Source organism: Pseudomonas sp. B6001, assembly GCF_013386015.1.
Lineage (GTDB): Bacteria > Pseudomonadota > Gammaproteobacteria > Pseudomonadales > Pseudomonadaceae > Aquipseudomonas.
This window is the reverse complement of record NZ_JACAOX010000002.1, coordinates 25,021-50,440: the sequence shown is the minus strand read 5'-3', so window position 1 is coordinate 50,440 and position 25,420 is coordinate 25,021. Positions and strand designations below refer to the sequence as shown.

Genomic DNA, 25,420 nt, shown 5'->3' with positions numbered 1-25,420 from the left:
AAGCAGTTCGTTTCAGTCGCGTGTGCGGCGTCAACGGTGAAGCATCAAGCGATATCCGCAAATGCCAACAGCCCGGCTGAGGGCCGGGCTTGGCAGAAGCTTGCTACGAACGTCTGTGTATTAGTACAGACGAACGGCGCGGCGCTGCTCGCGCTGAACTTTCTTGGCGTGACGCTTAACAGCGGCTGCTGCTTTACGCTTACGCTCAGAAGTTGGCTTCTCGTAAAATTCGCGGCTACGAACTTCAGCCAGAACACCGGCTTTTTCGCAGGAGCGCTTGAAACGACGCAGAGCTACGTCGAAGGGTTCGTTCTCTTTTACTTTGACGGCTGGCATCCAGAGCTACCTTCTTTCATTACCGGGAATCAACGTTCTCGTCGCAAAAAATTCGCGGCTGAGGTCGTCGGTTTTTAAGGGTTGCGGATGTTAACCCCTCATTGCCCGGAATGCAAAGCCTCTGATCGAAAACCGCTAGTCGGGAGGGGGAGTGGCGACTATTATGCGCGCCTTCGAATTCAGCCTCTACAAGGCGCAAACCCATGCTAGTTCTGGGATTAGAAACCTCGTGCGACGAAACCGGTGTCGCACTTTACGACAGTGAACGCGGGCTTTTGGCCGACGCACTGTTCAGTCAGATCGACCTGCATCGCGCCTATGGCGGCGTGGTGCCGGAGCTGGCCAGCCGTGATCATGTGAAACGCATGCTGCCATTGATTCGCCAGGTGCTGGACGAGGCCGGCTGCGTGCCGACCGAGATCGACGCCATTGCCTATACCGCAGGCCCCGGATTGGTCGGAGCCCTGCTGGTTGGGGCCTCTTGCGCCCAGGCGCTGGCATTTGCCTGGGGCATTCCGGCCCTTGGTGTGCACCACATGGAAGGCCATTTACTGGCACCGATGCTGGAAGAAAACCCGCCAGCGTTCCCGTTCGTCGCTTTGTTGGTTTCAGGTGGCCATACGCAGCTGGTTCAGGTCGACGGAATCGGTCAATACACGCTTCTGGGGGAAAGCCTGGACGACGCTGCCGGTGAAGCGTTCGACAAGACCGCGAAGATGATGGGCCTCAATTATCCCGGCGGTCCGGAAATTGCGCGGCTGGCGGAAAAAGGCGTGGCAGGGCGCTACACCTTCCCGCGCCCGATGTGCGATCGCCCTGGCCTGATGTTCAGTTTCAGCGGCCTGAAAACCTCTGCCCTGAACACCTGGCAGCAGAGCGTCAGCGCCGGAGACGACAGTGAGCAAGCCCGTTGCGACATCTCGCTGGCGTTCCAGCAGGCCGTGGTGGAGACTTTGACCATCAAGTGCAAGCGGGCCCTGAAGCAGGCGGGCATGAAGCGCCTGGTGATCGCGGGCGGCGTCAGCGCGAACAAGGCGCTGCGCAGCTCCCTGGAGAAAATGCTCGGCGACATGAAGGGCGACGTGTTTTATGCGCGTCCCGAATTCTGCACCGACAACGGTGCGATGATCGCCTATGCCGGTTGCCAGCGTTTGCAGGCCGGGCAGCATGAAAGCCTGGCAATCAGCGTGCAGGCGCGCTGGCCGATGGAGCAGTTGCCGCCGCTGTAACGGGCGAACGTGAGCCGGGTTCACCGGGCGTATTTAAAAATGCCGTTCGCGCCCGGCAAACAGGTCGCGTAAATTGCCCCGGTGGCGCCAGACGATCAGCAGCGTGAGCACGCTCATCGGCACCAGCGCCTCCGGTTCCTGCCACGCCAGCAACGGCAGGGTCAGGGGCGTGGCGATGAGGGCGGCCAGCGAGCTGGTGCGTGTCAGGTAGAACGTCAGCAGCCAGGCCAGGATGGCCAGCAGCGCCGCCGGTGGGTAGATCCCCAGCAGCATGCCGGCCGCCGTCGCAACGCCTTTGCCGCCGCGAAAGCGAAAGTACAGCGGGAACAGGTGGCCGAGCACCGCGCAGACGCCGATCCAGGCTTGCTGTTGCAGCGAGAGTCCGGCGAGATCGGCGATCAGCACCGGCAGCAGGCCCTTGCAGACGTCGCCGAACAGCGTGAGTACGGCGAGTTTCTTGCCGGCCAGGCGCAACATATTGGTGGCGCCGGCATTGCCTGAGCCACTCATTCGCGGGTCGGGATTTCCCGTCAGGCGGCTGAGCAAAATGGCGAAGGACAGCGAGCCGAGCAGGTAGGCGAGAGTCGCCAGTAACCAAAACATGCTAACTATTCCGGGCGAGGACGCCCTGATTCTAACGGGGCATCGCGCCCTTGTCGTGCAGCGGAGAAGAGTGCTTGGACAGAGTGTTTATCGAAGGCCTGGAAGTCGACACCGTGATCGGGGCCTACGACTGGGAGCGCGGTATCCGGCAATGCCTGCGTCTGGACCTGAGCTTCGCCTGGGATAACCGCCCGGCCGCTGCCGGTGATGACCTGACCCTGGCGCTGGATTACGCGAGCGTGTCCGCGCGGATCCAGGCCTTTGCCGAGCAGGCGCAGTTCCAGCTGGTGGAAACCTTCGCCGAGCGCCTGGCTGAAGTGTTGATGAGTGAGTTCCAGATTCCCTGGCTGCACCTCAAACTGACCAAGCCCGGCGCCGTACCGGCCGCCAAGGGTGTGGGCGTGGAGATCGAGCGCGGATGTCGCTAACTCAGGTTTACCTTGGTCTTGGCAGTAACATCGAGCGTGAGGCCCATTTGCACGCTGGCCTTGATGCGCTGGCGGGTTTCCTGACGCAGATGCGCTGTTCGCCGGTGTTTGAAAGCCAGCCTGTGGGCATAAAGAGCGGGCCATTCTTCAATCTGGTGGTGTCGGCGTATACCGACCTGCCGTTGATGGAGCTGGACCGCCGGCTGAAATTCATCGAGGCCGACAATGGCCGCTACGCCCCGGATCGCAAGGGCTTGCCGCTGGACATCGACGTGCTGCTGTATGGCGAGCTGGTGGGTAACTTCGATGGCCTGATCCTGCCCCGGGCCGAAATCCTGAAGAACGCGTTTGTGCTGTGGCCGCTGTCGTTGATGGCGCCGCAGCGTGTGCATCCTGAGGTGGGCAAGTCATTTGCCGCGCTGTGGCAGGATGCACACATTGACCAGGTACTGGCGCCGGTCGCGTTCGAATGGCGGGATCAGCTGTTGACGCCGGACTCGCTCTTGTAGGCTTTTAGCGCCTTGAGCCGTTCGCGTTTCAGCGCTTCGCCCAGTTCGGGACCTTTGTAGCCTTGTTCCAGTAGCGGTGCGACGGCCACACCTCTGGCCGCCAGCGCCGCACCGCGCAAATAATCGGCTTGTGGATAACTTCTCTGCTCAAGGCCCTTGCGCCCGCGGGCGTCCATCTCGCATGCCACCACAAACTCTTCAAAGCGTTGCGGGCGACGGTAAACGTCGAAGCTTTGCAGCAACTCCAGCAATGTCGAGGGCCTCAGCTCCAGTGCGCGGTGGCCGTGGGTGTGATATTCGCCCACCAGCAACGCCAACTCCTGGCAATCCCTTGGCACCTTGAAGCGTTCGTTCATCGCCTTGATCAGCTTCACGCCGCGTTGCTCATGAGCGATGTGCTGCGGCAACTTATCCACAGGCGTGAGCCCCTTGCCCAGATCGTGCAGCAGGCACGCCCAGCGGACGGTCAACGGTTGGGCATGGATGGCTGCCTGTTCCAGCACGCTCAATGTGTGCACGCCGGTATCGATTTCGGGGTGATGGGCCTCGGGTTGCGGCACGCCAAACAGTGCGTCGATTTCCGGCATCAGGGTTTTCAGCGCGCCGCAATCGCGCAGCACCTGGATAAACACCTGTGGCTGGTTTTCCATCAATGCGCGGGAAATCTCCTTCCAGCTGCGTTCGGGCGTCAAGGCTTCCAGTTCGCCCGACGCGCTGAGTTCGCACATCAGTTCCAGGGTTTCGGGCGCTACCGTAAAGCCGAAGCCGGCATAGCGTGCGGCAAAGCGGGCAACGCGCAGGACTCGCAGTGGATCTTCGGCAAACGCCGGGGAAACGTGACGCAGAATGCGTGCGTCAAGATCCTGCTGGCCGTGATAAGGGTCGGTCAGGTTGCCCGCGTCATCCTCGGCCATGGCGTTGATGGTCAGGTCGCGGCGGATCAGGTCTTCTTCCAGGGTAACTTCGGGGCTGGCGTGAAACACAAAGCCGCCATAACCCCGGCCGCTCTTGCGCTCCGTGCGGGCGAGGGCGTACTCGTCACCATTTTTCGGGTCAAGAAATACCGGGAAGTCCGAACCCACAGGCTTGTAGCCCAGGGCGAGCATTTCTTCAGTGGTAGCGCCGACTACGACACGGTCGATATCGGTAACGGGGATGCCCAGCAGGCGATCACGTACCGCACCACCGACTTTGTAGATTTGCATGAAAAAGCCTCCATTAGCGGCACAGGATAACGCCTGCGGCCCGCCAATGGAGGCTTTGCCGTTTCACAGATGCACGACTGCCAGGTCCAGGCGGCCGTAATCGTTATCGCCGTGTTCGTTGCGGGGCGGAACATGGTGGGTTTTCATCACCTGGTCGCCTTGCAGCGTTTCCAGGTGGATATCGAACCCCCACAGCCGGTGCAGGTGCTTGAGAACCTCCTCAGTGGACTCTCCCAGCGGTTTGCGGTCGTGCTGCTGGTGGCGCAGGGTCAACGAGCGATCGCCGCGTACGTCGATGCTGTAGATCTGCACATTGGGTTCGCGGTTGCCCAGGTTGTACTGCGCCGCGAGGGTTTCGCGGATGGTGCGGTAACCCGGCTCATCGTGGATCGCCGGCACCAGCAGGTCGTCCTTGAGGTCGTCGTCCATGATGCTGAACAGCTTGAGGTCTCGAATCACCTGGGGGGACAGGTACTGCAGGATGAAGCTCTCATCCTTGAAGCTGCTCATGGCGAACTTGATGGTCGACAACCAATCGCTGCCGGCAATCTCCGGGAACCAGCGGCGGTCTTCATCGGTGGGGTGCTCGCACATGCGCCGGATATCGCGGTACATCGCAAAGCCCAATGCATACGGGTTGATACCGCTGTAGTAGGGGCTGTCGAAGCCCGGCTGGAAGACCACGCTGGTGTGGGACGTCAGGAACTCCATCATGAAACCGTCGGTGACCAGGCCTTCGTCATACAGGTCGTTCATCAGGGTGTAGTGCCAGAACGTGGCCCAGCCTTCGTTCATCACCTGGGTCTGGCGTTGTGGGTAGAAATACTGGGCGATCTTGCGCACGATCCGCACGATTTCCCGCTGCCAGGGCTCCAGCAATGGCGCGTGCTTTTCGATGAAATACAGGATGTTTTCCTGAGGTTCGGCGGGGAAGCGCGCATTGTCCTTGTCGTTATTCTTGCCGGCGCGTTTGGGAATGGTGCGCCACAGGTCGTTGATCTGTTTTTGCAGATGCTCTTCACGGTCCTTCTGGCGCAGCCGTTCTTCTTCGGCGGAAATCGGATACGGGCGTTTGTAGCGGTCGACGCCGTAGTTCATCAGGGCATGGCAGGAGTCCAGCAGGTCTTCCACTGCGTCGATGCCGTGGCGCTCCTCGCACTGCATGATGTACTGCTTGGCGAATACCAGGTAATCGATGATCGAGCTGGCATCGGTCCAGGTGCGGAACAGGTAGTTACCCTTGAAGAAGCTGTTATGCCCGTAGCACGCGTGGGCCACCACCAGCGCCTGCATGCAGATGGTGTTTTCTTCCATCAGGTAGGCGATGCACGGGTCGGAGTTGATGACGATTTCGTAGGCCAGGCCCATCTGGCCGCGGGTGTAGGACTTTTCAGTGCTGAGGAAGTGTTTGCCGTAGGACCAGTGGTGATAGCCCAGGGGCATGCCCACGGACGCATAGGCATCCATCATCTGTTCGGCGGTGATCACTTCGATCTGGTTGGGGTAGGTATCCAGGGCATAACCCGCCGCGATGCGGCTGATTTCCCGGTCATAGGCCTGGATGAGTTCGAAGGTCCATTCGGACCCCGTGGATATGGGTTGGCGCTTATGCTCTTTGGCGGTCATGTCACTAACCTGCGCTGGAAGAGTTCACGGAAGACCGGATAGATATCGCCGGCCGAGACCAATTGTTGCTGGGCGAAGGTGTCAGCGAAGGCTTCGCTGATGCGCTCGTATTCGAACCACAGGGCCTGATGCTCGCGCGGGGTGATTTCGACGTAGGTGTAGTACTGCACGAACGGCATGATCTGGTTGATCAGGATGTCGCGGCAGATCGGCGAGTCGTCGTTCCAGTTGTCGCCGTCGGAAGCCTGGGCGGCGTAGATGTTCCACTCGTTGGCCGGATAGCGTTCGGCCATGATTTCCTGCATCAGCTTCAAGGCGCTGGAGACGATGGTGCCGCCGGTTTCCCGCGAGTAGAAGAATTCCTCCTCGTCGACTTCCCTGGCGCTGGTGTGATGGCGGATGAACACCACATCGATCTTGTCGTAGTTACGCTTGAGAAACAGGTACAGCAGGATGAAGAAGCGCTTGGCGATGTCCTTGGTCGCCTGGGTCATGGAGCCGGACACGTCCATCAGGCAGAACATCACCGCTTTGGAACTGGGATTGGGTTGCTTGACCAGCAGGTTGTACTTCAGGTCGAAGGTGTCGAGAAACGGCACGCGATGGATTCGCGCGCTGAGTTTGGCGATTTCGGCTTCAATTTCCTGGATATCGCCGAAGTTGTCCGGCTCTTCGCGTTTCAGGCGTTCCAGTTCCGCCTTGGCATCCCGCAGTTTTGCCCGGCTGCTGCCAGACAAGGCGATACGTCGCGCATGGGCCGAGCGCAGGGTACGGATGATGTTGATCCGTGACGGGTTGCCTTCATTGCTGATCCCGGCACGCACGGTCTTGAAGGTGTCGGTACCGGTCAGGTTGCGTTTGACCAGGTTGGGCAGTTCCAGGTCTTCGAACATGAACTCCAGGAACTCTTCCTGGGTGATCTGGAACACGAACTCATCCATGCCTTCGCCGGAGTTACCGGCCTTGCCCGGGCCTTTGCCGCCCGCGCCGCCCTGGGGCCGCTGGATATGTTCGCCGCTGGTGAATTCCTTGTTGCCGGGATGCACGACGGTCTGTTTGCCGCCCCGGCCGTGGTGCAGCACCGGTTCATCGATGTCGCGTCCGGGGATGCTGATCTGTTCGCCATGCTCCATATCGGTGATGGAACGGCGGCTGACGGCCTCTTCGACGGCCTTTTTGATGTGGTCACGGTAACGCCGCAGGAACCGCTGGCGGTTTACCGTGCTCTTGTTCTTGCCATTGAGACGTCGGTCGATCACATAGCTCATGCAGGAGCCCTCCGGGCAGCTTCAAGTTACAAGCTTCAAGCGGCAAGCTGGAAGCTTAAAGACAAGCGGTCGATTGCCAGGCTGTCCGGCGTACCGGGAGCCTGGCATTGCACGCTTGTCGCTGCCTTACTGCGATTTGCGGACCCGCAAGTACCACTCGGAGAGCAGTCGTACCTGTTTGTCGGTGTAGCCACGCTCGACCATTCGAGTGACGAAGTCGTTGTGTTTTTGCTGATCCTCCTTGCTGGCCTTGGCGTTGAAGCTGATGACCGGCAGCAGATCCTCGGTGTTGGAGAACATTTTCTTCTCGATGACCACCCGCAGCTTCTCGTAGCTGAGCCAGGTAGGGTTCTTGCCGTTGTTGTTGGCCCGGGCGCGCAGCACGAAGTTGACGATTTCGTTGCGGAAATCCTTCGGATTGCTGATGCCGGCGGGTTTTTCGATCTTTTCCAGTTCCTCGTTGAGGGCTACGCGGTTGAGAATCTCGCCGGTTTCCGGGTCGCGGTATTCCTGGTCCTGGATCCAGAAGTCTGCGTACAGCACATAGCGGTCGAAGATGTTCTGGCCGTATTCGCTGTAGGACTCCAGGTACGCGGTCTGGATTTCCTTGCCGATGAACTCGATGTAGCGCGGTGCCAGGTATTCCTTGAGGAAGCGCAGATAGCGCTCGCGGGTTTCAGCCTGGAACTGTTCCTGTTCGATCTGCTGTTCCAGCACGTAGAGCAGGTGCACCGGGTTGGCGGCGATTTCGTGCGGGTCGAAGTTGAAGACCTTGGACAGGATCTTGAACGCAAAACGTGTCGACAGGCCGTTCATGCCCTCATCCACGCCGGCGGTGTCGCGATACTCCTGGATCGACTTGGCCTTCGGATCGGTGTCCTTGAGGTTTTCGCCGTCATACACGCGCATCTTCGAGTAGATGTTGGAGTTTTCCGGCTCCTTGAGGCGCGACAACACGGTGAACTGGGCCAGCATCTTCAGGGTGTCAGGCGCGCAATGGGCCTTGGCCAGGGAGCTGTTGAACAGCAGCTTGTCGTAAATCTTGATTTCATCGCTGATCCGCAGGCAGTACGGCACCTTGACGATGTAGATCCGGTCGATGAAGGCTTCGTTGTTCTTGTTGTTGCGGAAGGTGTGCCATTCCGATTCGTTGGAGTGGGCCAGCAGGATCCCGGTGAATGGAATCGCCCCCAGGCCTTCGGTGCTGTTGTAGTTACCTTCCTGGGTGGCGGTAAGCAGTGGGTGCAGCACCTTGATCGGTGCCTTGAACATCTCCACGAACTCCATCAGGCCCTGGTTGGCCCGGCACAGTGCGCCCGAGTAGCTGTAGGCATCGGCGTCGTTCTGCGGGAATTCTTCGAGTTTGCGGATATCGACCTTACCCACCAGCGCCGAGATGTCCTGGTTGTTCTCGTCACCGGGTTCGGTCTTGGCCACGGCGATCTGGTTGAGGATCGAGGGATAGAGCTTCACCACCCGGAACTGGCTGATGTCGCCGCCGAATTCGGCCAGGCGCTTGGTCGCCCACGGCGACATGATGGTATTGAGGTAGCGCCGTGGAATACCGAAGTCTTCTTCGAGGATCGCGCCATCTTCCGTGGCGTTGAACAGCCCCAGGGGCGACTCGAACACCGGCGAGCCCTTGATGGCGTAGAACGGCACCTTCTCGATCAGTTGTTTGAGCTTCTCGGCCAGGGACGACTTACCGCCGCCGACGGGGCCGAGCAGGTAGAGGATCTGTTTCTTCTCTTCCAGGCCTTGGGCGGCATGGCGGAAATACGAGACGATCTGGTCAATGCATTCTTCCATACCGTGGAAGTCTTCAAAGGCCGGGTAGCGACGGATCACCTTGTTCGAGAAAATCCGCGACAAGCGCGAATTGGCTGCGGTGTCCACCAGCTCCGGCTCGCCGATCGCCAACAGCAGGCGTTCAGCGGCAGACGCGTAGGCGCTGCGGTCCTTTTTGCACAGTTCGAGATACTCCTGAAGCGAGAGCTCTTCCTGGCGGGTGGACTCGAAGCGTTGTTGGAAGTGGCTAAAAATACTCATGACGTCGTCACCTCGCTCGATACGTGGAGCCGACGCCGGATCAATCAGTCGATGCTGGCAGCCATTGGTGGACACCAATGGCCGTTTTCCCCCCAGAACACCCTGAAACGCTACCGATGACCCGCACGCCGGTGTACCGGCTCTCCCCTGTTTTGGATGGCCTGCGCTTAAGGATAGTTCGGAATCCGGGAGGTCAAGGCGCGATACGAAATTAGTTTGGCCGCGCCGTTCGTCAGAAACGGCGCGAGGCCAAGCGTCACGCGGGATAGCGGGGTTTGAAAAAAATTATTGCGCGTCGCCTGCGGCAATTTCTGCAGGATAGGTCGCACGCCATAGCTCAAAGCCACCGTCGAGGCTATAGACGTCGGAGAAGCCCTGGCTCACCAGGTAGGCGGCGGCGCTTTGGCTGGAGTTGCCATGGTAGCACGCGACGATGACCGGCGCGTCGAGGTCGGCGGCGCGGATGAAGTCGGCGATGTTGTGGTTGTCCAGGTGCTGGGCACCACTGATGTGGGCAGCGTTGTAGGTCGGCTGGTCGCGGATGTCTACAACCACCGCGCCTTGCTCGCGCAGGGCCTGGGCTTGCTCGGGAGGGATACGTTTGAATTCAGTCATGGCGGGCTCCTTTGGCCTGTATGAAAGCGCGGCTCAGCGCTTTGCCGCGGCCTGCAGTTGTTCGGGAACGGGGGAGTCGCACTGGCAGCTCGAGCGCTCGCCGGTGTCGATGTTCATCAGGGTCATGGCGCCGCCCCATACGCAGCCGGTGTCGAGGGCGAACACGCCAGGTTCATCACACTTGCCTTCCAGGGCTGCCCAGTGGCCGAAGATGATCTTCGTTTCACGGGTCTTGCGCTCCTTGTGGGCGAACCAGGGCTTGTAGCCGGGCAGCGCAGTGTCGGCGCCTTCCTTGCTCTTGAGGTCCAGCTTGCCTTCGGCGGTGCAGAAACGCATGCGGGTGAAGTAGTTGGTGATCACCCGCAGGCGCGCGACGCCGGTCAGTTCGTTGTCCCACTTAACGGGTTCGTTGCCGTACATGCCATCCAGGTAAGCGGTGTACAGGTTGTCATCGGCCAGGGCTGCTTCGACTTCACTCGCGCACTTGAGGGCTTTCTTCAGCGTCCACTGGGGTGGAATGCCGGCATGCACCAAGGCGGTGTCGCGGCTCTCGTCGTAGTGCATGAGTTTTTGCCGGCGCAGCCAGTCAAGCAGCTCGGTGCGATCCGGCGCTTCGAGGATTTCCCGCAGGGTATCGCCCTTTTTCAGGCGCTCGATGTTATTGCCGGCGGCCAGCAAGTGCAGGTCATGGTTGCCCAGTACGCACACCAGGCAGTCGCGCATGCCATAAAGGAAGCGCAGGGTTTCCAGGGATTGCGGGCCACGGTTGACCAGGTCGCCCACCAGCCACAGGCGATCCTTGGCCGGGTCGAAGGCCACACGCTCGAGCAGGCACTTGAGCGGTTCCAGGCAGCCTTGCAGGTCGCCGACGGCATACGTCGCCATCAGTGCAGGGCTCCAGGCACCGCGAGGCGGAACGGGGCGATGATGGCGTCGAAGTGTTTGCCGTCGTCGGCGAGCATCTGGTAGCTGCCTTGCATGTTGCCGACACGGGAGGTCATCACAGTGCCGCTGCTGTAGGTGTGGCTCTTGCCTGGGGCGATCAGCGGTTGTTGGCCGACCACGCCGGCGCCGCGGACTTCCTCGACCTGGCCGTCACCGTCGGTGATGACCCAGTGGCGCGACAGCAGCTTGGCAGGCAGCTCGCCGTTGTTTTGCACGGTAATGGTGTAGGCGAACGCAAAGCGGTTCTGCTCGGGTTGCGATTGTTCCGCCAGAAAGCGGGTGACGACGCTGACGTCGATCTGATAACGAGGATCGGACATGCAAGAGGCCTTAAAAGCAAAAGCGGGGGAACAGCGGATGCCGGTCAGTCTAGGCCCGTAGGCGCTGGCTTGCCAGCGATGGCGATCGTGAGTGCGCCATCGCCGGCAAGCCGGCTCCTACTATTTATTCAGCCACTGGCGCAGGCTGAATGGCGAGCTGGTCAGCCAGGCGCACGAAGGCGGCCAGGTCCAACTGCTCGGGGCGCAGGCTGCCGTCGACGCCGGCGGCCTCGATTTCAGCGTTGCTGAGCAAAGCCTTCAGCGTATTGCGCAAGGTCTTGCGGCGCTGGTTGAAGGCTTCGCGCACCACGCGCTCCAGCAACTTGTGATCTTTGGCCGGGTGTGGCAACACCGCGTGAGGCACCAGGCGCACGATGGCGGAGTCGACTTTCGGCGGGGGGTTGAACGCGCCAGGTCCGACGTTGAACAGGTGCTCTACGCGGCAATGGTACTGAACCATGATCGACAGGCGACCCCAGTCACCGCCTCCAGGACCCGCTGCCAGGCGCTCGACCACTTCCTTTTGCAGCATGAAGTGCATGTCGCGGATGATGCCGGCGTTGTTCAGCAGGTGGAAAATCAGCGGGGTGGAGATGTTGTACGGCAGGTTGCCGACCACCCGCAGGCTGTTGGGCGCTGCATTGAGGCTGGTGAAGTCGAACTTCAGCGCATCACCCTGGTGCAGGTTGAAATTGGGCATGCCGGCGAACTGCTGGTTGAGGATCGGGATCAGGTCCTTGTCCAACTCAACCACGTCCAGTTGGCCGCCGCTTTTCAGCAGGCCTTGGGTCAGGGCGCCCTGGCCCGGGCCGATTTCCAGCAGGCGGTCTTCGGGCTTGGCATGGATGGAACGCAGGATGCGATCGATCACGCCAGCGTCGTGCAGGAAGTTTTGCCCGAAACGCTTGCGCGCCCGGTGTTGGTAATGCTCGGTCATATACGGGTCTCGGCCATCTGATAGGCGGTTTCCAGGGCCACGTGCAGGCTGCCGGTATCGATCTTGCCGCTGCCTGCGAGGTCCAGGGCTGTGCCATGGTCGACGGAGGTGCGGATGATCGGCAGGCCCAGTGTCACGTTGACCGCGGCGCCGAAGCCTTTGTACTTCAGCACGGGCAGACCCTGGTCATGGTACATCGCCAGCACTGCGTCGCAGTGCTCCAGATATTTGGGGGTAAACAGAGTGTCGGCAGGCAATGGGCCGCGCAGGTCCATGCCTTCAAGGCGCAGACGCTCCAGGGTTGGTTCGATGATGTCGATTTCTTCATGGCCCAGGTGGCCACCTTCACCGGCGTGGGGGTTGAGCCCACAGACCAGGATGCGTGGTTGGGCGATGCCGAATTTCTGTTGCAGGTCGGCGTGCAGGATGCGTGTTACACGCTCCAGTCGCTCGGGGGTAATGGCGTCGGCAATCTCGCGCAGGGGCAGGTGAGTGGTCACCAGCGCCACCCGCAGGTCGCCCGTTGCCAGCATCATCACCACTTGTTCGGTATGGGTCAGCTCAGCGAGGAATTCGGTATGCCCGGAAAAGGCGATGCCTGATTCGTTGATCACGCCCTTGTGTACCGGGGCGGTGATCATCCCGGCAAAATCCCCGTCGATGCAGCCCTGGCCGGCACGGGTCAGGGTTTCCAGGACGAAGGCAGCGTTGGCCTTGTCCAGTTGCCCGGCCACGACCTTGGTCGCCAGCGGGGTATCCCATACGTACAGGCTGTTGGCCGGTGCCGGCAGATCAGGCCAGTTGCCCGGGCCCACCGGCAGCAGATCGACAACCACAACCAGCTGCGCGGCCCGCTCAATGAGCAGGTCGCGGCTGGTAATGGCAATCAGGGGGTGTGGCTGGGGGTGCGAGGCGAGCAGCAGGCACAGGTCAGGACCAATGCCGGCCGGCTCGCCGGGTGTCAGTGCGAAACGCTTGGGTGTCACTGGGCTGCCTGGTCGGTGCCTGTTTGGTCGGCACCAGGAAGCTTGTTCTCTACGTAGGCTTCGTCACGGATCTGACGCAACCAGGTTTGCAGCTCTTCGTCGTATTTGCGGTTACGCAGTACGGTCAGGGCTTGCTGCTCGCGGGCCTGGGTGGTGTTGTCAGTGGCGCGACGGCCAAGGACTTCCAGCACATGCCAGCCGTATTGGGTCTTGAACGGCTTGGACAGCACGCCTTGCGGGGTCTTGGCCATGACGTCCTGGAACTCTGGAACCAGTGCCTTCGGATCGATCCAGTTCAGATCACCGCCGTTAAGCGCCGAACCCGGGTCTTCGGAATAGCTCTTCGCCAATTCGCCGAAGTCTTCGCCCGCTTCGATGCGGTCATAGAGCTTCTGGGCCAGTTCCTTGGTTTGGGCTTCGGTACGGATCTCGCTTGGCTTGACCAGGATGTGACGAACGTGAACTTCGTCCTTCATCTGGGCTTCTTCGCCACCGCGCTTGCCGAGCAACTTGAGGATGATGAAACCGCCTGGCGTACGGGCAGGCTGGGTGATGCCACCGACTTCCATGGCACTCAGCTCGCGGTCGAACGGTGGTGGCAGTTGCGCGGCTTTACGCCAGCCCATGTCACCGCCTTCGAGGGCGTTGTCGCTGCCGGACTGGGCAATGGCCATCTGGGCAAAGTCGGCACCTTGCTTGAGACGGTCATAGATAGCCTGGGTTTTCGCTGCGGCAGCATTGAGCTGTTCAGCGTTGGCGCTGTCTGGCGTAGGCACCAGGATGTTGGCCAGGTGCAGTTCTTCGGAAAGCTGCATCTTGCCAAGGTCGGAGGCGAGGAAGTTCTTCACTTCCTGCTCGGACACCTGAATCCGTTCGGCCACGCGACGCTGACGTACACGGCTGATGATCATTTCCCGGCGAATCTGGTCACGGGCGTCCTCATAGGACAGGCCGTCGTGAGCCAGGGCTGCGCGGAACTGATCAACACTCATGTTGTTGCGCTGGGCGATGGTGCCGACAGCCTGGTTCAATTCTTCGTCGCTGATACGGATACCGGAGCGATCGCCGATCTGCAGTTGCAGGTTTTCAACGATCAGGCGTTCAAGCACCTGCTGGTCCAGCACGCTGGTCGGCGGTACGCCGCCGCCACGCTTGGCGATGGTTTGCTGAACTTCCTTGACCCGTTGGTCCAGTTGGCTCTGCATGATCACGTCGTTATCGACGATGGCCACTACCTTGTCCAGCGGTTGAACCGCAGCGTGAGCTGCGGCGGTACCCAGGAACAGCGCGCCCAGCATCAGCGGGCGCAGACAATCAGAAAGCTTGGTCTTCACGTTCACGATAACCTTCAATGCCTTTGTCGAGGAAGCTCTCTACCTTGGCGCCGGTCAGGCCGCCGAGTCCTTTAAGGACGATCTGGAAGAAGAGCCCGTGGTCACCCTTTTCGTTCAGCGGGGCGATCTGGCTGTATTCGTCGTTGGAAACCCAGTAACGGTTGATGACGCGCAGTTTCCAGCAGCAGTTGTCGTACTCGAAACCACCAAAGGCCTCCAGGGTACGGTTGCGGGCATAGTCATACTGCCAGCGGGTGATCAGGTTCCACTGCGGAACGATCGGCCACATCATCGAGAAGTCGTGTTGCTGGATTTTGTAGTAATCCTTCACGAAGTTCGGGTCGCCTGGCTGCCCGTAGTCGCCACCAAACTGCCATTTGCCGGTCAGCTGGTTGTACACCACCTGGTCGTTGCGATAGCGGTAGCCGACGTTGATAACCTTGTTCGGGTTGTCTTCCGGCTGATAGTGGAACATCGCGCTGCCGGAGCGTGGGCTGTGGCTTTCCGGGTCCCAGTTGTAATCGGCAGTGGCGCGCCAGTCACGGTTGAAGCGGAACTCGTAGTCCAGGGCGATTGGCGAAACATCAGACTGTGCGTCCGCACGGTCCGCGGCCAGGATGCCCGGCAGTTGAACTTCGCGGTTCTTGAAGTACACGGCCTCGCCGATGCTGACGCGTTGGCGTTCGAAGCCGTTTTCTTCGATCCAGCGGCTGGTCACGCCCAGGGACAGTTTGTTCTCGTCGCCGATGCGGTCAGTACCGCTGAAGCGGTTGTCACGGAACAGCGACGCGTAGCTGAACGAGTACTCACCGCTGTCGAATACCGGGATATCGCCCTGGTCCTTGTTCGGTACATACAGGTAGTACGCACGAGGCTCCAGAGTTTGACGGTAGTCTTTGCCGAACAAGTTGGTGTTGCGGTCGAAGTACAGGCCGCTGTCGATGCTGGCAATCGGAATTGCACGGTCTTGCGAGCTTTTGAAGGTGCCACCGGCATAAGGGTTGGCTGCAGTTGACGCGGCTTGCGCTGCGATAATCTGGTTCTTGCCGATGCTGTCCAAATCAAGATCGTACTTGGTATAGACGTACTTCAACTTTGGCGTAATAAAACCGTAGGTCCAGTTCATCGGGTAGTCGACTGCCGGCGCAACGTTCAGGCGAGTACCGTTTGCGCGGGTCAGGCCGGTTACGTAGGTGTCGAGCCGCGGCGATACGAGCCCGTTTTCATCCGTGAAGCTTCCGTTCTCCAAGTCCCGATCAAAGCGTACGGCTTCGGTCTCGTAGGTGAAGTTCACCCCGCCTGGATGGTACGGCAGCGTGCCGTTGAAGGTGATCTGTGGCAAGCGGTCATACGGCGTGATCTGGGAGATCGTTGCCAGCTGGTACGCCTGCAGGTTCAGTTTCGCCTGGAAGGTATCACCGCGATAGGTCACCGAACCTTGCTGGTTCACGTAGTCCTGGCTCTTGATCCCTTCCTGATAGGACTTCAGATCCTGGAAGTAATAAGGGTCGCTGATGTTGGTGTAGTCGACCTGGGTCAGTACACGCGAGTCCAGCCCGCCCTTGTGCTGCCAGTTGATCATGTAGCGATCTTTTTCGTAGTCGGTCTGGCCTTTACGCTCGCTGCTGTCGTCGTTCAGGTACGCGCCGCCGAACTGGCCTTCGCTGGACTTGGTGAGGTAGCGGAATTCGCCTTCCATCAACAGGCCGCGCTTGGTCATGTATTGCGGGTACAACGTGGCGTCGTAGTTTGGCGCCAGGTTGAAGTAGTACGGCGTAACCAGCGTGAAGCCAGTCTCGCCACCGGTGCTGAAGCTCGGCGGCAGGAAGCCGGATTGACGACGGTTGTCGATCGGGAAATAGATATACGGGGTGTAAAGGATCGGAATGTCCTTGACCCGCAACGTCACGTTGGTCGCGGTACCGAAACCGGTGGCCGGGTTGAGCGTGATGTTGTTGCCCTTGAGCTGCCAGGCGTTGCTGTTCGGCTCGCAGGTGGTGTACGTACCGTCCTTGAGACGGATGATCGCGTTCTCGGCACGCTTGGCGTACAGGGCGTTACCGCGGATGCGCGATTTGTGCATCACGTATTCGGCGTTGTCGACCTTGGCGGCGCCGGTGTCCAGTTGGACTTCAGCGTGGTCGCCCACCAGCAGGGCGCCGTTGTCGCGCAGACGGACGTTGCCGTTCAGCTCGCCACGGTTCTCGGCCTGGTACAGGTTGGCCTCGTCGGCCTCGACCTGCATGCTGCCCTGGCGCATGACGACGTCACCGGCCAGGGAGGCAACTTGCTGTTCCTGCTCGTAACGAGAGACCTTGGCGCCGATGAAAGTCGGTGCGTCGCTCTTGTTCGTCTTGTCGTTCATGCCAGGACGAATCGGCTCGATGTACGCGCCGGAGCAGTACGGGCCGGTTTCGGCCAGTTGCGCGGCGGTGAGTTTCTCGCGAGGGACCCAGTCCAGATGGCTGTAGTCGGCGCTGCGCGAACGCAGGCCGCGGCCCTTGGCTTCGGTGACCAATGTGGTCTGCGGCACGGCCTCGGCACTGCCGCCGGACTCGCCTTGCGGCGTGCCATTGGCGGAGCTGACGGCACTGCCGTCATGCACCGGGCGCGGTGGCAGCGGGGCTGCGGCCGTTTTCGGCGCGCAATCCCAGGCACCCGAAGCAGAGACTGAGCAGTCATACTGTTCCGCGGCGACCACGAATGAGGTGGCGAAAGGTTGCATGGCCAGCAGACTGCCGGTTACCAGCAACGGAAATTTTCTACGAAACGCGGGGGATTTCAATGCCATCTTATTAGTCCGGGCTTCCTGCGTGCCATCTGCCCGCGGTGTGGGCCGCACGCCTCTCGATGGTCTGAAAAAGATGCGTGATAATAAAGCATGACCCGCTTGACGGCTAGCGCCGTCGGAGACCCTTGTAATGCCCGACCAAGATCTACGTTTGCAACAGCTGAAAGTCTGGCTTGATGAGCAATTGCCAGGCCTCTTTACCACCCAGGGCTGGGGTGTCGTACCCCCGGCCACGTTGACTGCGGCCAGCAGTGACGCGAGTTTCAGGCGTTACTTCCGGTGGGAGGGAGGAGGTCGCAGTTTTGTCGTGATGGACGCTCCACCCCCCCAGGAAAACTGCAAACCTTTCGTCGATATCGCTCATTTACTCGGTCAATCGGGAATAAATGTTCCGAAAATTTATGCGCAAGATCTGCTTCGCGGCTTTCTTTTGCTGAACGACCTGGGGAAAAAAACCTATCTGGACGTGATTACGGCTGAAAATGCCGATCAATTGTTCGCCGATGCCATCGACGCATTGCTGGCTTTCCAGCAATTGCCGATGGAAGCCCCGTTGCCCAGTTATGACGTCGCGCTGTTGCGTCGGGAGCTGGAATTGTTTCCTGAATGGTACGTTCGCCGGGAGCTGGGCATCGAGTTTGACGCCCGGCAGCTTGGCCTGTGGCAACGCGTCAGCGAACACCTGATTGACAGCGCCCTGGCCCAGCCCAAGGTCCTGGTGCATCGCGACTATATGCCGCGCAATCTGATGATCAGCGAGCCGAATCCCGGCGTGCTGGACTTCCAGGATGCGGTCTACGGCCCGGTGACCTACGACATCACGTGCCTGTTCAAGGACGCCTTCCTCAGTTGGCCGCAGGCCCGCGTGCGGGAATGGCAGCGCGGTTACTGGCAGCGCGCCGGCGCGCTGGGTATTCCGGTGCAGGCGGACTTCGAGGAGTTCCTGCGGGCCAGCGACCTGATGGGCGTGCAGCGTCACCTCAAGGTGATCGGCATCTTTGCGCGCATCTGCCACCGCGATGGCAAGCCGCGCTACCTGGCGGACGTGCCGCGCTTCTTCGCTTATATAGAGGCGGTGCTCGCGGACCGGCCAGAGTTGAGCGAACTGGGTGAATTGCTGGCGAGCCTGCGCGTCGAGGCGGTGGTATGAAGGCCATGATCCTGGCCGCCGGCAAAGGTGAGCGGATGCGCCCGCTGACCTTGCACACGCCCAAGCCGCTGATCCAGGCCGGCGGCAAGCGCCTGATCGAGTACCACCTCGAGGCGCTGGCGAAAGCGGGCTTTACCGAGATCGTCATCAACCATGCGTGGCTTGGCCAGCAGATCGAAGGCTATCTGGGCGATGGCTCGCAGTACGGCGTACGCATCCAGTACTCGGCCGAAGGCGAGCCGCTGGAGACCGGCGGCGGGATCTTCAAGGCCTTGCCGCTGCTGGGGGACGAACCGTTCCTGGTGGTCAATGGCGACATCTGGACCGACTACGACTTCGCCAGCCTCCACCAGCCACTGGATGGGCTGGCCCACCTGGTGATGGTCGACAACCCGCCGCACCATCCGTCCGGTGGTGATTTCTACCTGAAGGACGGCGCGCTTCATGATGCCGCCGCCGGTGCCGATAACCTGACCTTCAGTGGCATTTCCGTACTCCACCCCCAGCTGTTCGCGGGTTGCAGTGCGGGTGCCTTCAAGCTGGCGCCGCTGTTGCGTGACGCCATGGCGAAAGGGTTGGTGACGGGGGAACACATGAACGGACGCTGGATCGATGTCGGGACGCTGGAGCGTCTGGCGCAAGTCGAAACCCTGCTGACAGCGGGGCACTAGGATGTTGTGGCCAGGGACTCTGATTGGAGCCGGGGCGGGCTTTGCCATTGCCAGCATTCCGGGGGCCATGTTGGGCGCACTGCTGGGCCAGGCGCTGGACCGGCGCCTGGAACTGCAAAGCTGGGCCCAGTTACGCGAGCGCCTTGGCGGCCGGCCGGCGTTGCGCAATGACGAACTGCTGTTCGTGTTGCTCGGTCGCCTGGCCAAGAGCAACGGCCGGGTGGTGGACGGGCATATCCAGCAGGCCCGCCAGGAAATGCGCTCGCTGGACATGGCCGAGCCGGCCCAGCGCCGTGCGATTGCCGCGTTCAATCGCGGCAAGTCCGGCTCGGACCGGGTACGCAGTTACCTGGGCGTGCTCAAGGCCCAGCCCCATGCGGCGGAAGGTGTGCTGCGTGCCTGTTGGCGCATGGCCTGGGCGGACGGCAAGGCCAGTACGGCCGAGCGCGAGTTGATTGAACAATGGGGCAAATGGCTGGGTTGGACGGTCCAGCAGATCCAGGCGCTGGCGGCTGACTATGAGCCGGAGCGCAAGCCGTTGGCCAATCGTGGCGGGGCTTATCAGGAGGCGTTGCGGATTCTGGGGGTGACGTCGACGACGGAGCCCGCGGTGATCAAGCGTGCCTACCGGCGCCTGCTCAGCCGGCACCACCCGGACAAAATTGCCGGCAGTGGCGCCAGTCCAGCCCAGGTGCGGGAGGCGACCGAACGTACCCGCGAGCTGCACAACGCCTATGCGCTGATTCGCGAAAGGCGAGACTTTCGCTAACAGAATTATCAGGCGCTGCTTTTTTATGGCGTAAATCGGATCAACTGTGGGAGTGGCGGTGCGACGATTCGACTTGCTCGCGAATGCGGTGGATCAGTAACAGATGCAGTGACTGACTCACCGCATTCGCGAGCAAGCCCGCTCCCACATTTTGTTCTCCAGTGTTTTTGAGATTTACGATCAGTCTCCGGGATTTTGCGGGCTCAGCCACCCGCGAATCCGCCGGTACAGCTGCTCTTGCCCTGCCTGGCTGTTATCGGGGAGGGCCTTCAACGACACCTGCTTGTAGCTGTCATTCTTCAAACGCTTGCTGGCCTGGGAACGTTCCTGGGCCGCTTTGCGTGCCTGGGCGTTGTCCTGGTAGAAAAAATCTGCCGTGGCCAGCTTCAGTTTCGGTGCCAGTTGTTGCAGGTCCGGGGCACGGCCCGCCGGGGTCTGCCCGGCCACCATGACAAATTTCTGCACCTGCGCCGGTTGTTTTTCACTCAGGTAACGCGCGGCCCACCAGGCGCCGGTGCCGTGGCCGAGCAATACGACGCTGCGGGCATTCTGGGTCTGGGCGAAGGCGAGGGCGGCGTCAATGCGCGCGAAGATTCGCGTGGTGTCGGTCTTGTCTTGTTCATCGGTGCCGGGAACCACGGCCGGGTCAGTGCCTTCCGCTTCGGCGCTGGCGGCTTGCTCCACGGGTTTGGCGACGGTGCTGGCGTCTTTGCTGCTGGTCTCCACGGTCGCCTTGGGCGATTCGATGACGCGGGGTGGCAAGGTGTCCAGGGTCAGGTCCGGCAGCGACAAGCTCAGGGTGCCCCAGGAGGCGTCCGGCAATTTCTTGCGCAACGGCGCGATTGCTTGAGGCCAGTCAGCACTTTCGCCGTTGCCCGGGACGATAATCACCACGCCTTCAGGCTCACCGCTGTTGGCCGGCTTCCACAAAGCCAGGAAAGAATCGCTGCCCGCCTGCAACTGTTGTTGTTCCTGCTGCGGGATTTGTCGTTCCAGGGCGTTGGCTTCTTCCTGGCTGCGCTCCGGCAAGGGCTGGCGCACCACCGGTTTTTCCGGGGCGGGAGCGGGAGTGTCGGCGGCCTCGACACAAAAGGCGCTGGTAAACAGCAGCGACAGGCACAATGCTGGCAGTGCCGAGCGGTGGGAAAGTGGCATCGTTGATTTCCGGCCAGAAGTGATTCCGGCAGCCTAATGGGTTGGTCAGTATTTGTCAGTGATATGAGACGTGGATCATGGGTTTTCGCTACCTGCTGGTTATCGGCTGTATATGCTTTCCCTTGATCGCGGGCGCCGTGCCTGCGCCTGCCACTCATCAGGCGCAGCTCGATGCCGGCCAGCGCGAATGGCTCGAACAGCATCCCGACCTGCGGGTCGGGCTGGTGCTACAGGCGCCTTATGCCCAATACGATCGGCGCTTGCAGCGGCTGTCCGGGGCCAATGTCGAATTGATGCAGTGGTTGGCCAAGGCGCTGAATATCGAACTGACCTGGCGCAACTTTCCCAATCAGGAGCAACTGGAGGCGGCGGTGCGTGACGGCGAGGTCGACCTCGCCCCCGGCCTGCTGCAAACCCCGGCCGGCCTGCGCCTGTGGTTGTTCTCCGATCCGTATATGCGGGTGCCCCAGCACATTGTCGGGGTTCGTGATGGCAGCACCGCAGTCGACCTGGAGAAACTCGACGACCAATCCCGCGTCGCCGTGCGCATGCCCAGCGCAGTGGCGGATTACCTGCGCAGCACCTACCCGAGTCTCAACCTGCAAGGTGTGCCCATGGAGCGCCAGGCCCTGCAATTGCTGGTGAGCCAGCAGGCGCGGTATGCGGTGGTGGATGAGGCGCAATTGAGCCGGTTGTCGGGCGAAACCGAGTTCGCCGGCCTTGCCGTGGTCGGCGATATCGGCCTGCCGCAATTGCTGCGGGTGGCCACGCGGCGCGACTGGCCCGAGCTGGCCGATATCATGCAAAGCGCCTTGCGCGCGATTCCCGCTCGTGATCTGGACCAGTTGCACAGCCGCTGGCTGCAGCCCAAATACCCACGGGTGACCGAGTCCCCCGGCTTCTGGCAAAACCTCACGTTACTGCTGGGCCTGCTATTGCTCGCCAGCCTGGCCGTGGTGTTCTGGCAGCGCCGCCAGCAACGCGGCCTGGAGCATAATCTGCTGGCCGCCCGCGAAGAAAGCGCCGCCCGCGCCGCGGGTGCCGAAGCCTTGCGCCTGACCCAGTTCTCCATCGACCAAAGCACCGTCGGTATCCTCTGGGTCAATTGGGACAGCCATGTGCGCTACGCCAATCAGGCGGCGGAAACCATGCTCGGCTACGCCCCCGGCGCCCTGATCGAACGCCCGCTGATCGAGTTCGACCCGACGCTGACCATGGACCGCTGGCTCAACCTGTGGAAGCGTGCCCGGGCCAGCGAAGACGGGCCACAGAGTTTTGCCACCAATTGCCTGCGCGCCGATGGCAGCGTATTGCCAGCCGATGTGTCCCTGAGTTTCCTGCGCTTTGCCGACGGCGAATACCTGGTGGTCTACCTCAACGATGTCACCGAGCGTCGCCGGGCCCTCGCGGCGTTGCAGGAAAGTGAGGCGCGGCTGCAAGGGATCGCCGCCAATGTGCCGGGGCTGGTGTTTCGCCTGGAGCGCTTGCCGCGCAGCGAGGCGATCGAGTTCGCCTACATCAGCCAGGGCAGCGAGGGCCTGGTGGGGTACGCGCCGGAAGTGCTCAGCCATCCGGCCATGGGCATTCGCAGCCTGGTGCATCCCGACGACCGCGCCAGTTATCACCGCACCCAGGACCAGGCCATCGAGACCGAGAGCAACTGGGCCTGGCAGGGCCGCATCCTGACTCGCCTGGGCGAGCAGCGCTGGGCCGATATCAAGGCCGTGACCCGGCGCCTGGAAGACGGCGCCGTGGTCTGGGACGGAATTGTCTGGGACATCAGCGAGAGCAAGCGCATCGAGCTGGAGCTGGACGCCTCCCGCGCGCAATTGCGGGAATTGTCGGCCCACCTGGAAACCGTGCGCGAGGAAGAGAAGGCCCGCATCGCCCGGGAAGTGCACGACGAGTTGGGGCAGATGCTCACCGTGCTCAAGCTGGAGACCTCGATGTGCGAGCTGACCTACGCCCAACTGGATCCCGGCCTGCACGAGCGGCTGAACAGCATGAAGCGCCTGATCGCCCAACTGTTCCAACTGGTACGCGATGTGGCCACCGCCTTGCGTCCGCCGATTCTCGATGCCGGGATTGCCTCGGCGATCGAATGGCAGGCCCGGCGTTTCGAGGCCCGGACGCAGATTCCGTGCCTGGTGCAGGTGCCGGATAATCTGCCGGCGCTGAGCGACGCCAAGGCCATCGGCCTGTTCCGCATCCTGCAGGAGGCACTGACCAATGTGATGCGCCATGCCCAGGCGCATACTGTCGAGCTGACGCTGGTGGTGGAGGGCGCGCACTTGCGCCTGACCATCAGCGACGACGGTGCAGGTTTCGTCCAGGCTCCCGGGCGCCCTGTATCGTTTGGCCTGGTGGGCATGCGCGAGCGGGTGCTGATCATGGGCGGGCAGTTGAGCCTGGACAGCGCATTGGGCGAAGGCACCACCCTGAGTGTGACGGTGCCGCTGGATTGATAACCAAAAGAAGAGGACATCCACAGTGATCCGTGTACTGGTAGCTGAAGACCACACCATCGTTCGCGAAGGCATCAAGCAACTGATAGGACTGGCCAAGGACCTGCTGGTGGTGGGCGAGGCGAGCAATGGCGAGCAGTTGCTGGAGACCCTGCGCCACGTGCCCTGCGAGGTGGTGTTGCTGGACATCTCGATGCCTGGCGTCAACGGCCTGGAAGCCATCCCGCGGATCCGTGCGCTGAACAATCCCCCGGCGATCCTGGTGCTGTCGATGCACGACGAAGCGCAAATGGCCGCCCGTGCGCTGAAGGTCGGTGCCGCCGGCTACGCCACCAAGGACAGCGACCCGGCGCTGCTGCTGACCGCGATCCGCAAGGTCGCGGCGGGCGGGCGGTACATCGACCCGGACCTGGCCGACCGCATGGTCTTCGAAGTCGGCCTCACCGATTCCCGCCCATTGCACTCGTTGTTGTCGGAGCGCGAGTTCTCGGTATTCGAGCGCCTGGCCCAGGGCGCCAACGTCAACGACATCGCCCAGCAGTTGGCGTTGAGCAGCAAAACCATCAGTACCCACAAGGCGCGCCTGATGCAAAAGCTCAATATCACCTCCCTGGCGGAACTGGTGAAGTACGCCATGGAGCACAAACTCCTATAGCGGCATACCTGTTTGCGACTACCTGCCGAGCGCCGCGCTGCCCGGTCTTGCTGCTTGTAGCGTGGGGTTTGTAACTGCTCTGTTCTATCCCCGCCATCCGTGTAGGGCAATCCCTACCCCAAACCTTCCATCCTGCTGATGCCAATCTCTCCGGGCCCCCGATTTTCGCGGCCTTGCCCTGGGACTACGCTTGTTCCACGGCAGTCCAAAACAAAAAGGTGCGGGTATGAGCGAGGTGGATTCAAATGATGTGCTGGTCAGCTTTCGTGGCGTGCAGAAGAGCTACGACGGCGAGAACCTGATCGTCAAAGACCTCAACCTGGAGATTCGCAAGGGCGAGTTCCTGACCCTGCTCGGGCCGTCCGGGTCGGGCAAGACCACCAGCCTGATGATGCTCGCCGGTTTTGAAACCCCCACCGCCGGCGAGATCCAGCTGGCCGGCCGCTCCATCAACAATGTGCCGCCCCACAAGCGCGACATCGGCATGGTGTTCCAGAACTACGCGCTGTTCCCGCACATGACCGTCTCCGAGAACCTGGCGTTTCCGCTCTCTGTACGCGGCCTGAGCAAGACCGACATCAGCGAGCGGGTCAAGCGTGTACTGAGCATGGTCCAGCTCGATGCCTTCGCCCAGCGCTACCCGGCGCAACTCTCCGGTGGCCAGCAGCAGCGGGTGGCCCTGGCCCGGGCGCTGGTGTTCGAGCCACAGCTGGTGCTGATGGACGAACCCCTCGGCGCCCTCGACAAGCAACTGCGCGAACACATGCAGATGGAGATCAAGCACCTGCACCAGCGCCTCGGCGTGACGGTGGTGTACGTGACCCACGACCAGGGCGAAGCACTGACCATGTCCGACCGGGTGGCGGTGTTCCACCAGGGCGAGATCCAGCAGATCGCTGCCCCGCGCACCTTGTACGAAGAACCGAAAAACACCTTCGTCGCCAACTTCATTGGCGAGAACAACCGCCTCAATGGCCGCCTGCACAGCCACACCGGCGACCGCTGCGTGGTCGAGCTGGCGCGCGGCGAAAAGGTCGAGGCGCTGGCGGTGAACGTCGGCCAGGTCGGCGGCCCGGTGACCCTGTCGGTGCGCCCCGAGCGCGTCAGCCTGAATGGCTCCAGTGAAAGCTGCGTCAACCGTTTCTCCGGGCGCGTGGCCGAGTTCATCTACCTGGGCGACCACGTGCGGGTGCGCCTGGAAGTCTGCGGCAAGACCGATTTTTTTGTGAAACAACCGATCGCCGAGCTGGACACAGCCCTGGCGGTCGGCGACGTGGTACCGATTGGCTGGCAAGTCGAGCACGTTCGCGCACTCGACCCACTTCTAGAGGCGAATTGATCGCCCCCTTGCTTCACCAACCTCGCACGTGGAGA

Annotated in this window: 23 protein-coding genes; 9 read left to right on the top strand and 14 right to left on the bottom strand. The window is 61.4% G+C overall.

Annotation, left to right across the window (positions count from 1 at the left end; genetic code table 11):
• Positions 1–120: 120 nt before the first annotated feature.
• Complete coding sequence (gene rpsU / locus HX821_RS02560; RefSeq protein ID WP_002551877.1) at positions 121–336, bottom strand: 30S ribosomal protein S21; 216 nt, start codon at positions 334–336, stop codon at positions 121–123.
• Between the two features lie 203 nt (positions 337–539).
• On the opposite strand from rpsU, the gene tsaD reads away from it, so the two are divergent.
• Positions 540–1,565 (top strand): tRNA (adenosine(37)-N6)-threonylcarbamoyltransferase complex transferase subunit TsaD, encoded by a 1,026-nt coding sequence (gene tsaD / locus HX821_RS02555; RefSeq protein ID WP_177035239.1) that lies wholly within the window; start codon positions 540–542, stop codon positions 1,563–1,565.
• 33 nt (positions 1,566–1,598) lie between these two features.
• Here the strand turns inward: tsaD and plsY are convergent, their stop codons facing one another.
• Complete coding sequence (gene plsY, locus HX821_RS02550; protein WP_003211009.1) at positions 1,599–2,168, bottom strand: glycerol-3-phosphate 1-O-acyltransferase PlsY; 570 nt, start codon at positions 2,166–2,168, stop codon at positions 1,599–1,601.
• Between the two features lie 74 nt (positions 2,169–2,242).
• Here plsY and folB point away from each other — a divergent pair, with 74 nt between their 5' ends.
• Together folB and folK are read left to right on the top strand one after the other, a co-directional pair.
• On the top strand, positions 2,243–2,596 hold the full coding sequence (gene folB, locus HX821_RS02545) for a dihydroneopterin aldolase (RefSeq protein ID WP_003211007.1): 354 nt from the start codon (positions 2,243–2,245) through the stop codon (positions 2,594–2,596).
• Entirely contained in the window at positions 2,587–3,105 is a 519-nt protein-coding gene (folK, locus tag HX821_RS02540; RefSeq protein WP_177035238.1) for a 2-amino-4-hydroxy-6-hydroxymethyldihydropteridine diphosphokinase, read from the top strand. The genes folB and folK overlap by 10 nt, the downstream gene beginning before the upstream one ends.
• On the opposite strand, the gene HX821_RS02535 is transcribed toward folK, so the two are convergent.
• The 11 genes from HX821_RS02535 to HX821_RS02485 all read right to left on the bottom strand — a co-directional run bounded on the left by HX821_RS02535 (position 3,075) and on the right by HX821_RS02485 (position 17,181).
• Complete coding sequence (locus HX821_RS02535; protein ID WP_177035237.1) at positions 3,075–4,310, bottom strand: multifunctional CCA addition/repair protein; 1,236 nt, start codon at positions 4,308–4,310, stop codon at positions 3,075–3,077. The two genes, folK and HX821_RS02535, sit on opposite strands and share 31 nt — an antisense overlap.
• A gap of 63 nt (positions 4,311–4,373) precedes the next feature.
• Positions 4,374–5,936 carry a SpoVR family protein gene (locus HX821_RS02530; protein WP_177035236.1) on the bottom strand — a complete coding sequence of 521 codons (1,563 nt, stop codon included), beginning with the start codon at positions 5,934–5,936 and terminating at the stop codon, positions 4,374–4,376.
• Positions 5,933–7,204, bottom strand: a complete 1,272-nt coding sequence (locus HX821_RS02525) for a YeaH/YhbH family protein (RefSeq protein ID WP_003211000.1) — start codon at positions 7,202–7,204, stop codon at positions 5,933–5,935. Before HX821_RS02525 ends, HX821_RS02530 begins: the two co-directional genes overlap by 4 nt.
• 126 nt (positions 7,205–7,330) lie before the next feature.
• Positions 7,331–9,253, bottom strand: a complete 1,923-nt coding sequence (locus HX821_RS02520; RefSeq protein WP_167664179.1) for a PrkA family serine protein kinase — start codon at positions 9,251–9,253, stop codon at positions 7,331–7,333.
• Between the two features lie 285 nt (positions 9,254–9,538).
• A complete protein-coding gene (glpE, locus tag HX821_RS02515) occupies positions 9,539–9,868 on the bottom strand; it encodes a thiosulfate sulfurtransferase GlpE (protein WP_008434417.1) in 330 nt (109 codons plus the stop codon).
• A 33-nt stretch (positions 9,869–9,901) separates the two neighbouring features.
• Positions 9,902–10,753, bottom strand: a complete 852-nt coding sequence (locus HX821_RS02510; RefSeq protein WP_177035235.1) for a symmetrical bis(5'-nucleosyl)-tetraphosphatase — start codon at positions 10,751–10,753, stop codon at positions 9,902–9,904.
• On the bottom strand, positions 10,753–11,133 hold the full coding sequence (gene apaG / locus HX821_RS02505; RefSeq protein WP_003210996.1) for a Co2+/Mg2+ efflux protein ApaG: 381 nt from the start codon (positions 11,131–11,133) through the stop codon (positions 10,753–10,755). The genes HX821_RS02510 and apaG overlap by 1 nt, the downstream gene beginning before the upstream one ends.
• A gap of 124 nt (positions 11,134–11,257) precedes the next feature.
• On the bottom strand, positions 11,258–12,070 hold the full coding sequence (gene rsmA / locus HX821_RS02500; RefSeq protein WP_003210994.1) for a 16S rRNA (adenine(1518)-N(6)/adenine(1519)-N(6))-dimethyltransferase RsmA: 813 nt from the start codon (positions 12,068–12,070) through the stop codon (positions 11,258–11,260).
• Complete coding sequence (gene pdxA, locus HX821_RS02495; RefSeq protein ID WP_177035234.1) at positions 12,067–13,056, bottom strand: 4-hydroxythreonine-4-phosphate dehydrogenase PdxA; 990 nt, start codon at positions 13,054–13,056, stop codon at positions 12,067–12,069. Before pdxA ends, rsmA begins: the two co-directional genes overlap by 4 nt.
• Positions 13,053–14,390, bottom strand: a complete 1,338-nt coding sequence (locus tag HX821_RS02490) for a peptidylprolyl isomerase (RefSeq protein ID WP_003210991.1) — start codon at positions 14,388–14,390, stop codon at positions 13,053–13,055. The genes pdxA and HX821_RS02490 overlap by 4 nt, the downstream gene beginning before the upstream one ends.
• Positions 14,371–17,181, bottom strand: coding sequence for an LPS-assembly protein LptD (locus HX821_RS02485; protein WP_177035233.1), 2,811 nt, complete (start codon positions 17,179–17,181; stop codon positions 14,371–14,373). The genes HX821_RS02490 and HX821_RS02485 overlap by 20 nt, the downstream gene beginning before the upstream one ends.
• A gap of 130 nt (positions 17,182–17,311) precedes the next feature.
• Here HX821_RS02485 and HX821_RS02480 point away from each other — a divergent pair, with 130 nt between their 5' ends.
• The 3 genes from HX821_RS02480 to HX821_RS02470 are packed head-to-tail and all read left to right on the top strand — an operon-like array spanning position 17,312 to position 19,771.
• Complete coding sequence (locus tag HX821_RS02480; protein ID WP_008434428.1) at positions 17,312–18,331, top strand: aminoglycoside phosphotransferase family protein; 1,020 nt, start codon at positions 17,312–17,314, stop codon at positions 18,329–18,331.
• Positions 18,328–19,002 carry an N-acetylmuramate alpha-1-phosphate uridylyltransferase MurU gene (murU, locus tag HX821_RS02475; RefSeq protein ID WP_177020667.1) on the top strand — a complete coding sequence of 225 codons (675 nt, stop codon included), beginning with the start codon at positions 18,328–18,330 and terminating at the stop codon, positions 19,000–19,002. Before HX821_RS02480 ends, murU begins: the two co-directional genes overlap by 4 nt.
• A 1-nt stretch (position 19,003) precedes the next feature.
• A complete protein-coding gene (locus HX821_RS02470; protein WP_003210983.1) occupies positions 19,004–19,771 on the top strand; it encodes a TerB family tellurite resistance protein in 768 nt (255 codons plus the stop codon).
• Between the two features lie 180 nt (positions 19,772–19,951).
• Here the strand turns inward: HX821_RS02470 and HX821_RS02465 are convergent, their stop codons facing one another.
• The gene (locus tag HX821_RS02465; RefSeq protein ID WP_177035232.1) at positions 19,952–20,926 is read right to left on the bottom strand and encodes an alpha/beta hydrolase family protein; all 975 of its coding nucleotides are present in this window, start codon (positions 20,924–20,926) and stop codon (positions 19,952–19,954) included.
• Positions 20,927–21,003: 77 nt separating this feature from the next.
• Between HX821_RS02465 and HX821_RS02460 the strand changes: the two genes are divergently transcribed.
• The 3 genes from HX821_RS02460 to HX821_RS02450 all read left to right on the top strand — a co-directional run bounded on the left by HX821_RS02460 (position 21,004) and on the right by HX821_RS02450 (position 25,385).
• A complete protein-coding gene (locus HX821_RS02460) occupies positions 21,004–23,391 on the top strand; it encodes a PAS domain S-box protein (protein WP_003210979.1) in 2,388 nt (795 codons plus the stop codon).
• Positions 23,392–23,416: 25 nt separating this feature from the next.
• Positions 23,417–24,046, top strand: a complete 630-nt coding sequence (locus HX821_RS02455) for a response regulator transcription factor (RefSeq protein ID WP_003210977.1) — start codon at positions 23,417–23,419, stop codon at positions 24,044–24,046.
• A gap of 226 nt (positions 24,047–24,272) precedes the next feature.
• Complete coding sequence (locus HX821_RS02450) at positions 24,273–25,385, top strand: ABC transporter ATP-binding protein (RefSeq protein ID WP_003210974.1); 1,113 nt, start codon at positions 24,273–24,275, stop codon at positions 25,383–25,385.
• Positions 25,386–25,420: the final 35 nt, after the last annotated feature.

Bases quoted from the DNA above. Each gene is read 5' to 3' on its own strand.
- rpsU (WP_002551877.1), bottom strand. From the start codon at position 336: ATGCCAGCCGTCAAAGTAAAAGAGAACGAACCCTTCGACGTAGCTCTG.
- tsaD (WP_177035239.1), top strand. From the start codon at position 540: ATGCTAGTTCTGGGATTAGAAACCTCGTGCGACGAAACCGGTGTCGCA.
- plsY (WP_003211009.1), bottom strand. From the start codon at position 2,168: ATGTTTTGGTTACTGGCGACTCTCGCCTACCTGCTCGGCTCGCTGTCC.
- folK (WP_177035238.1), top strand. From the start codon at position 2,587: ATGTCGCTAACTCAGGTTTACCTTGGTCTTGGCAGTAACATCGAGCGT.
- HX821_RS02535 (WP_177035237.1), bottom strand. From the start codon at position 4,310: ATGCAAATCTACAAAGTCGGTGGTGCGGTACGTGATCGCCTGCTGGGC.
- HX821_RS02530 (WP_177035236.1), bottom strand. From the start codon at position 5,936: ATGACCGCCAAAGAGCATAAGCGCCAACCCATATCCACGGGGTCCGAA.
- HX821_RS02525 (WP_003211000.1), bottom strand. From the start codon at position 7,204: ATGAGCTATGTGATCGACCGACGTCTCAATGGCAAGAACAAGAGCACG.
- HX821_RS02520 (WP_167664179.1), bottom strand. From the start codon at position 9,253: ATGAGTATTTTTAGCCACTTCCAACAACGCTTCGAGTCCACCCGCCAG.
- glpE (WP_008434417.1), bottom strand. From the start codon at position 9,868: ATGACTGAATTCAAACGTATCCCTCCCGAGCAAGCCCAGGCCCTGCGC.
- HX821_RS02510 (WP_177035235.1), bottom strand. From the start codon at position 10,753: ATGGCGACGTATGCCGTCGGCGACCTGCAAGGCTGCCTGGAACCGCTC.
- apaG (WP_003210996.1), bottom strand. From the start codon at position 11,133: ATGTCCGATCCTCGTTATCAGATCGACGTCAGCGTCGTCACCCGCTTT.
- rsmA (WP_003210994.1), bottom strand. From the start codon at position 12,070: ATGACCGAGCATTACCAACACCGGGCGCGCAAGCGTTTCGGGCAAAAC.
- HX821_RS02485 (WP_177035233.1), bottom strand. From the start codon at position 17,181: ATGGCATTGAAATCCCCCGCGTTTCGTAGAAAATTTCCGTTGCTGGTA.
- HX821_RS02480 (WP_008434428.1), top strand. From the start codon at position 17,312: ATGCCCGACCAAGATCTACGTTTGCAACAGCTGAAAGTCTGGCTTGAT.
- murU (WP_177020667.1), top strand. From the start codon at position 18,328: ATGAAGGCCATGATCCTGGCCGCCGGCAAAGGTGAGCGGATGCGCCCG.
- HX821_RS02470 (WP_003210983.1), top strand. From the start codon at position 19,004: ATGTTGTGGCCAGGGACTCTGATTGGAGCCGGGGCGGGCTTTGCCATT.
- HX821_RS02465 (WP_177035232.1), bottom strand. From the start codon at position 20,926: ATGCCACTTTCCCACCGCTCGGCACTGCCAGCATTGTGCCTGTCGCTG.
- HX821_RS02460 (WP_003210979.1), top strand. From the start codon at position 21,004: ATGGGTTTTCGCTACCTGCTGGTTATCGGCTGTATATGCTTTCCCTTG.
- HX821_RS02450 (WP_003210974.1), top strand. From the start codon at position 24,273: ATGAGCGAGGTGGATTCAAATGATGTGCTGGTCAGCTTTCGTGGCGTG.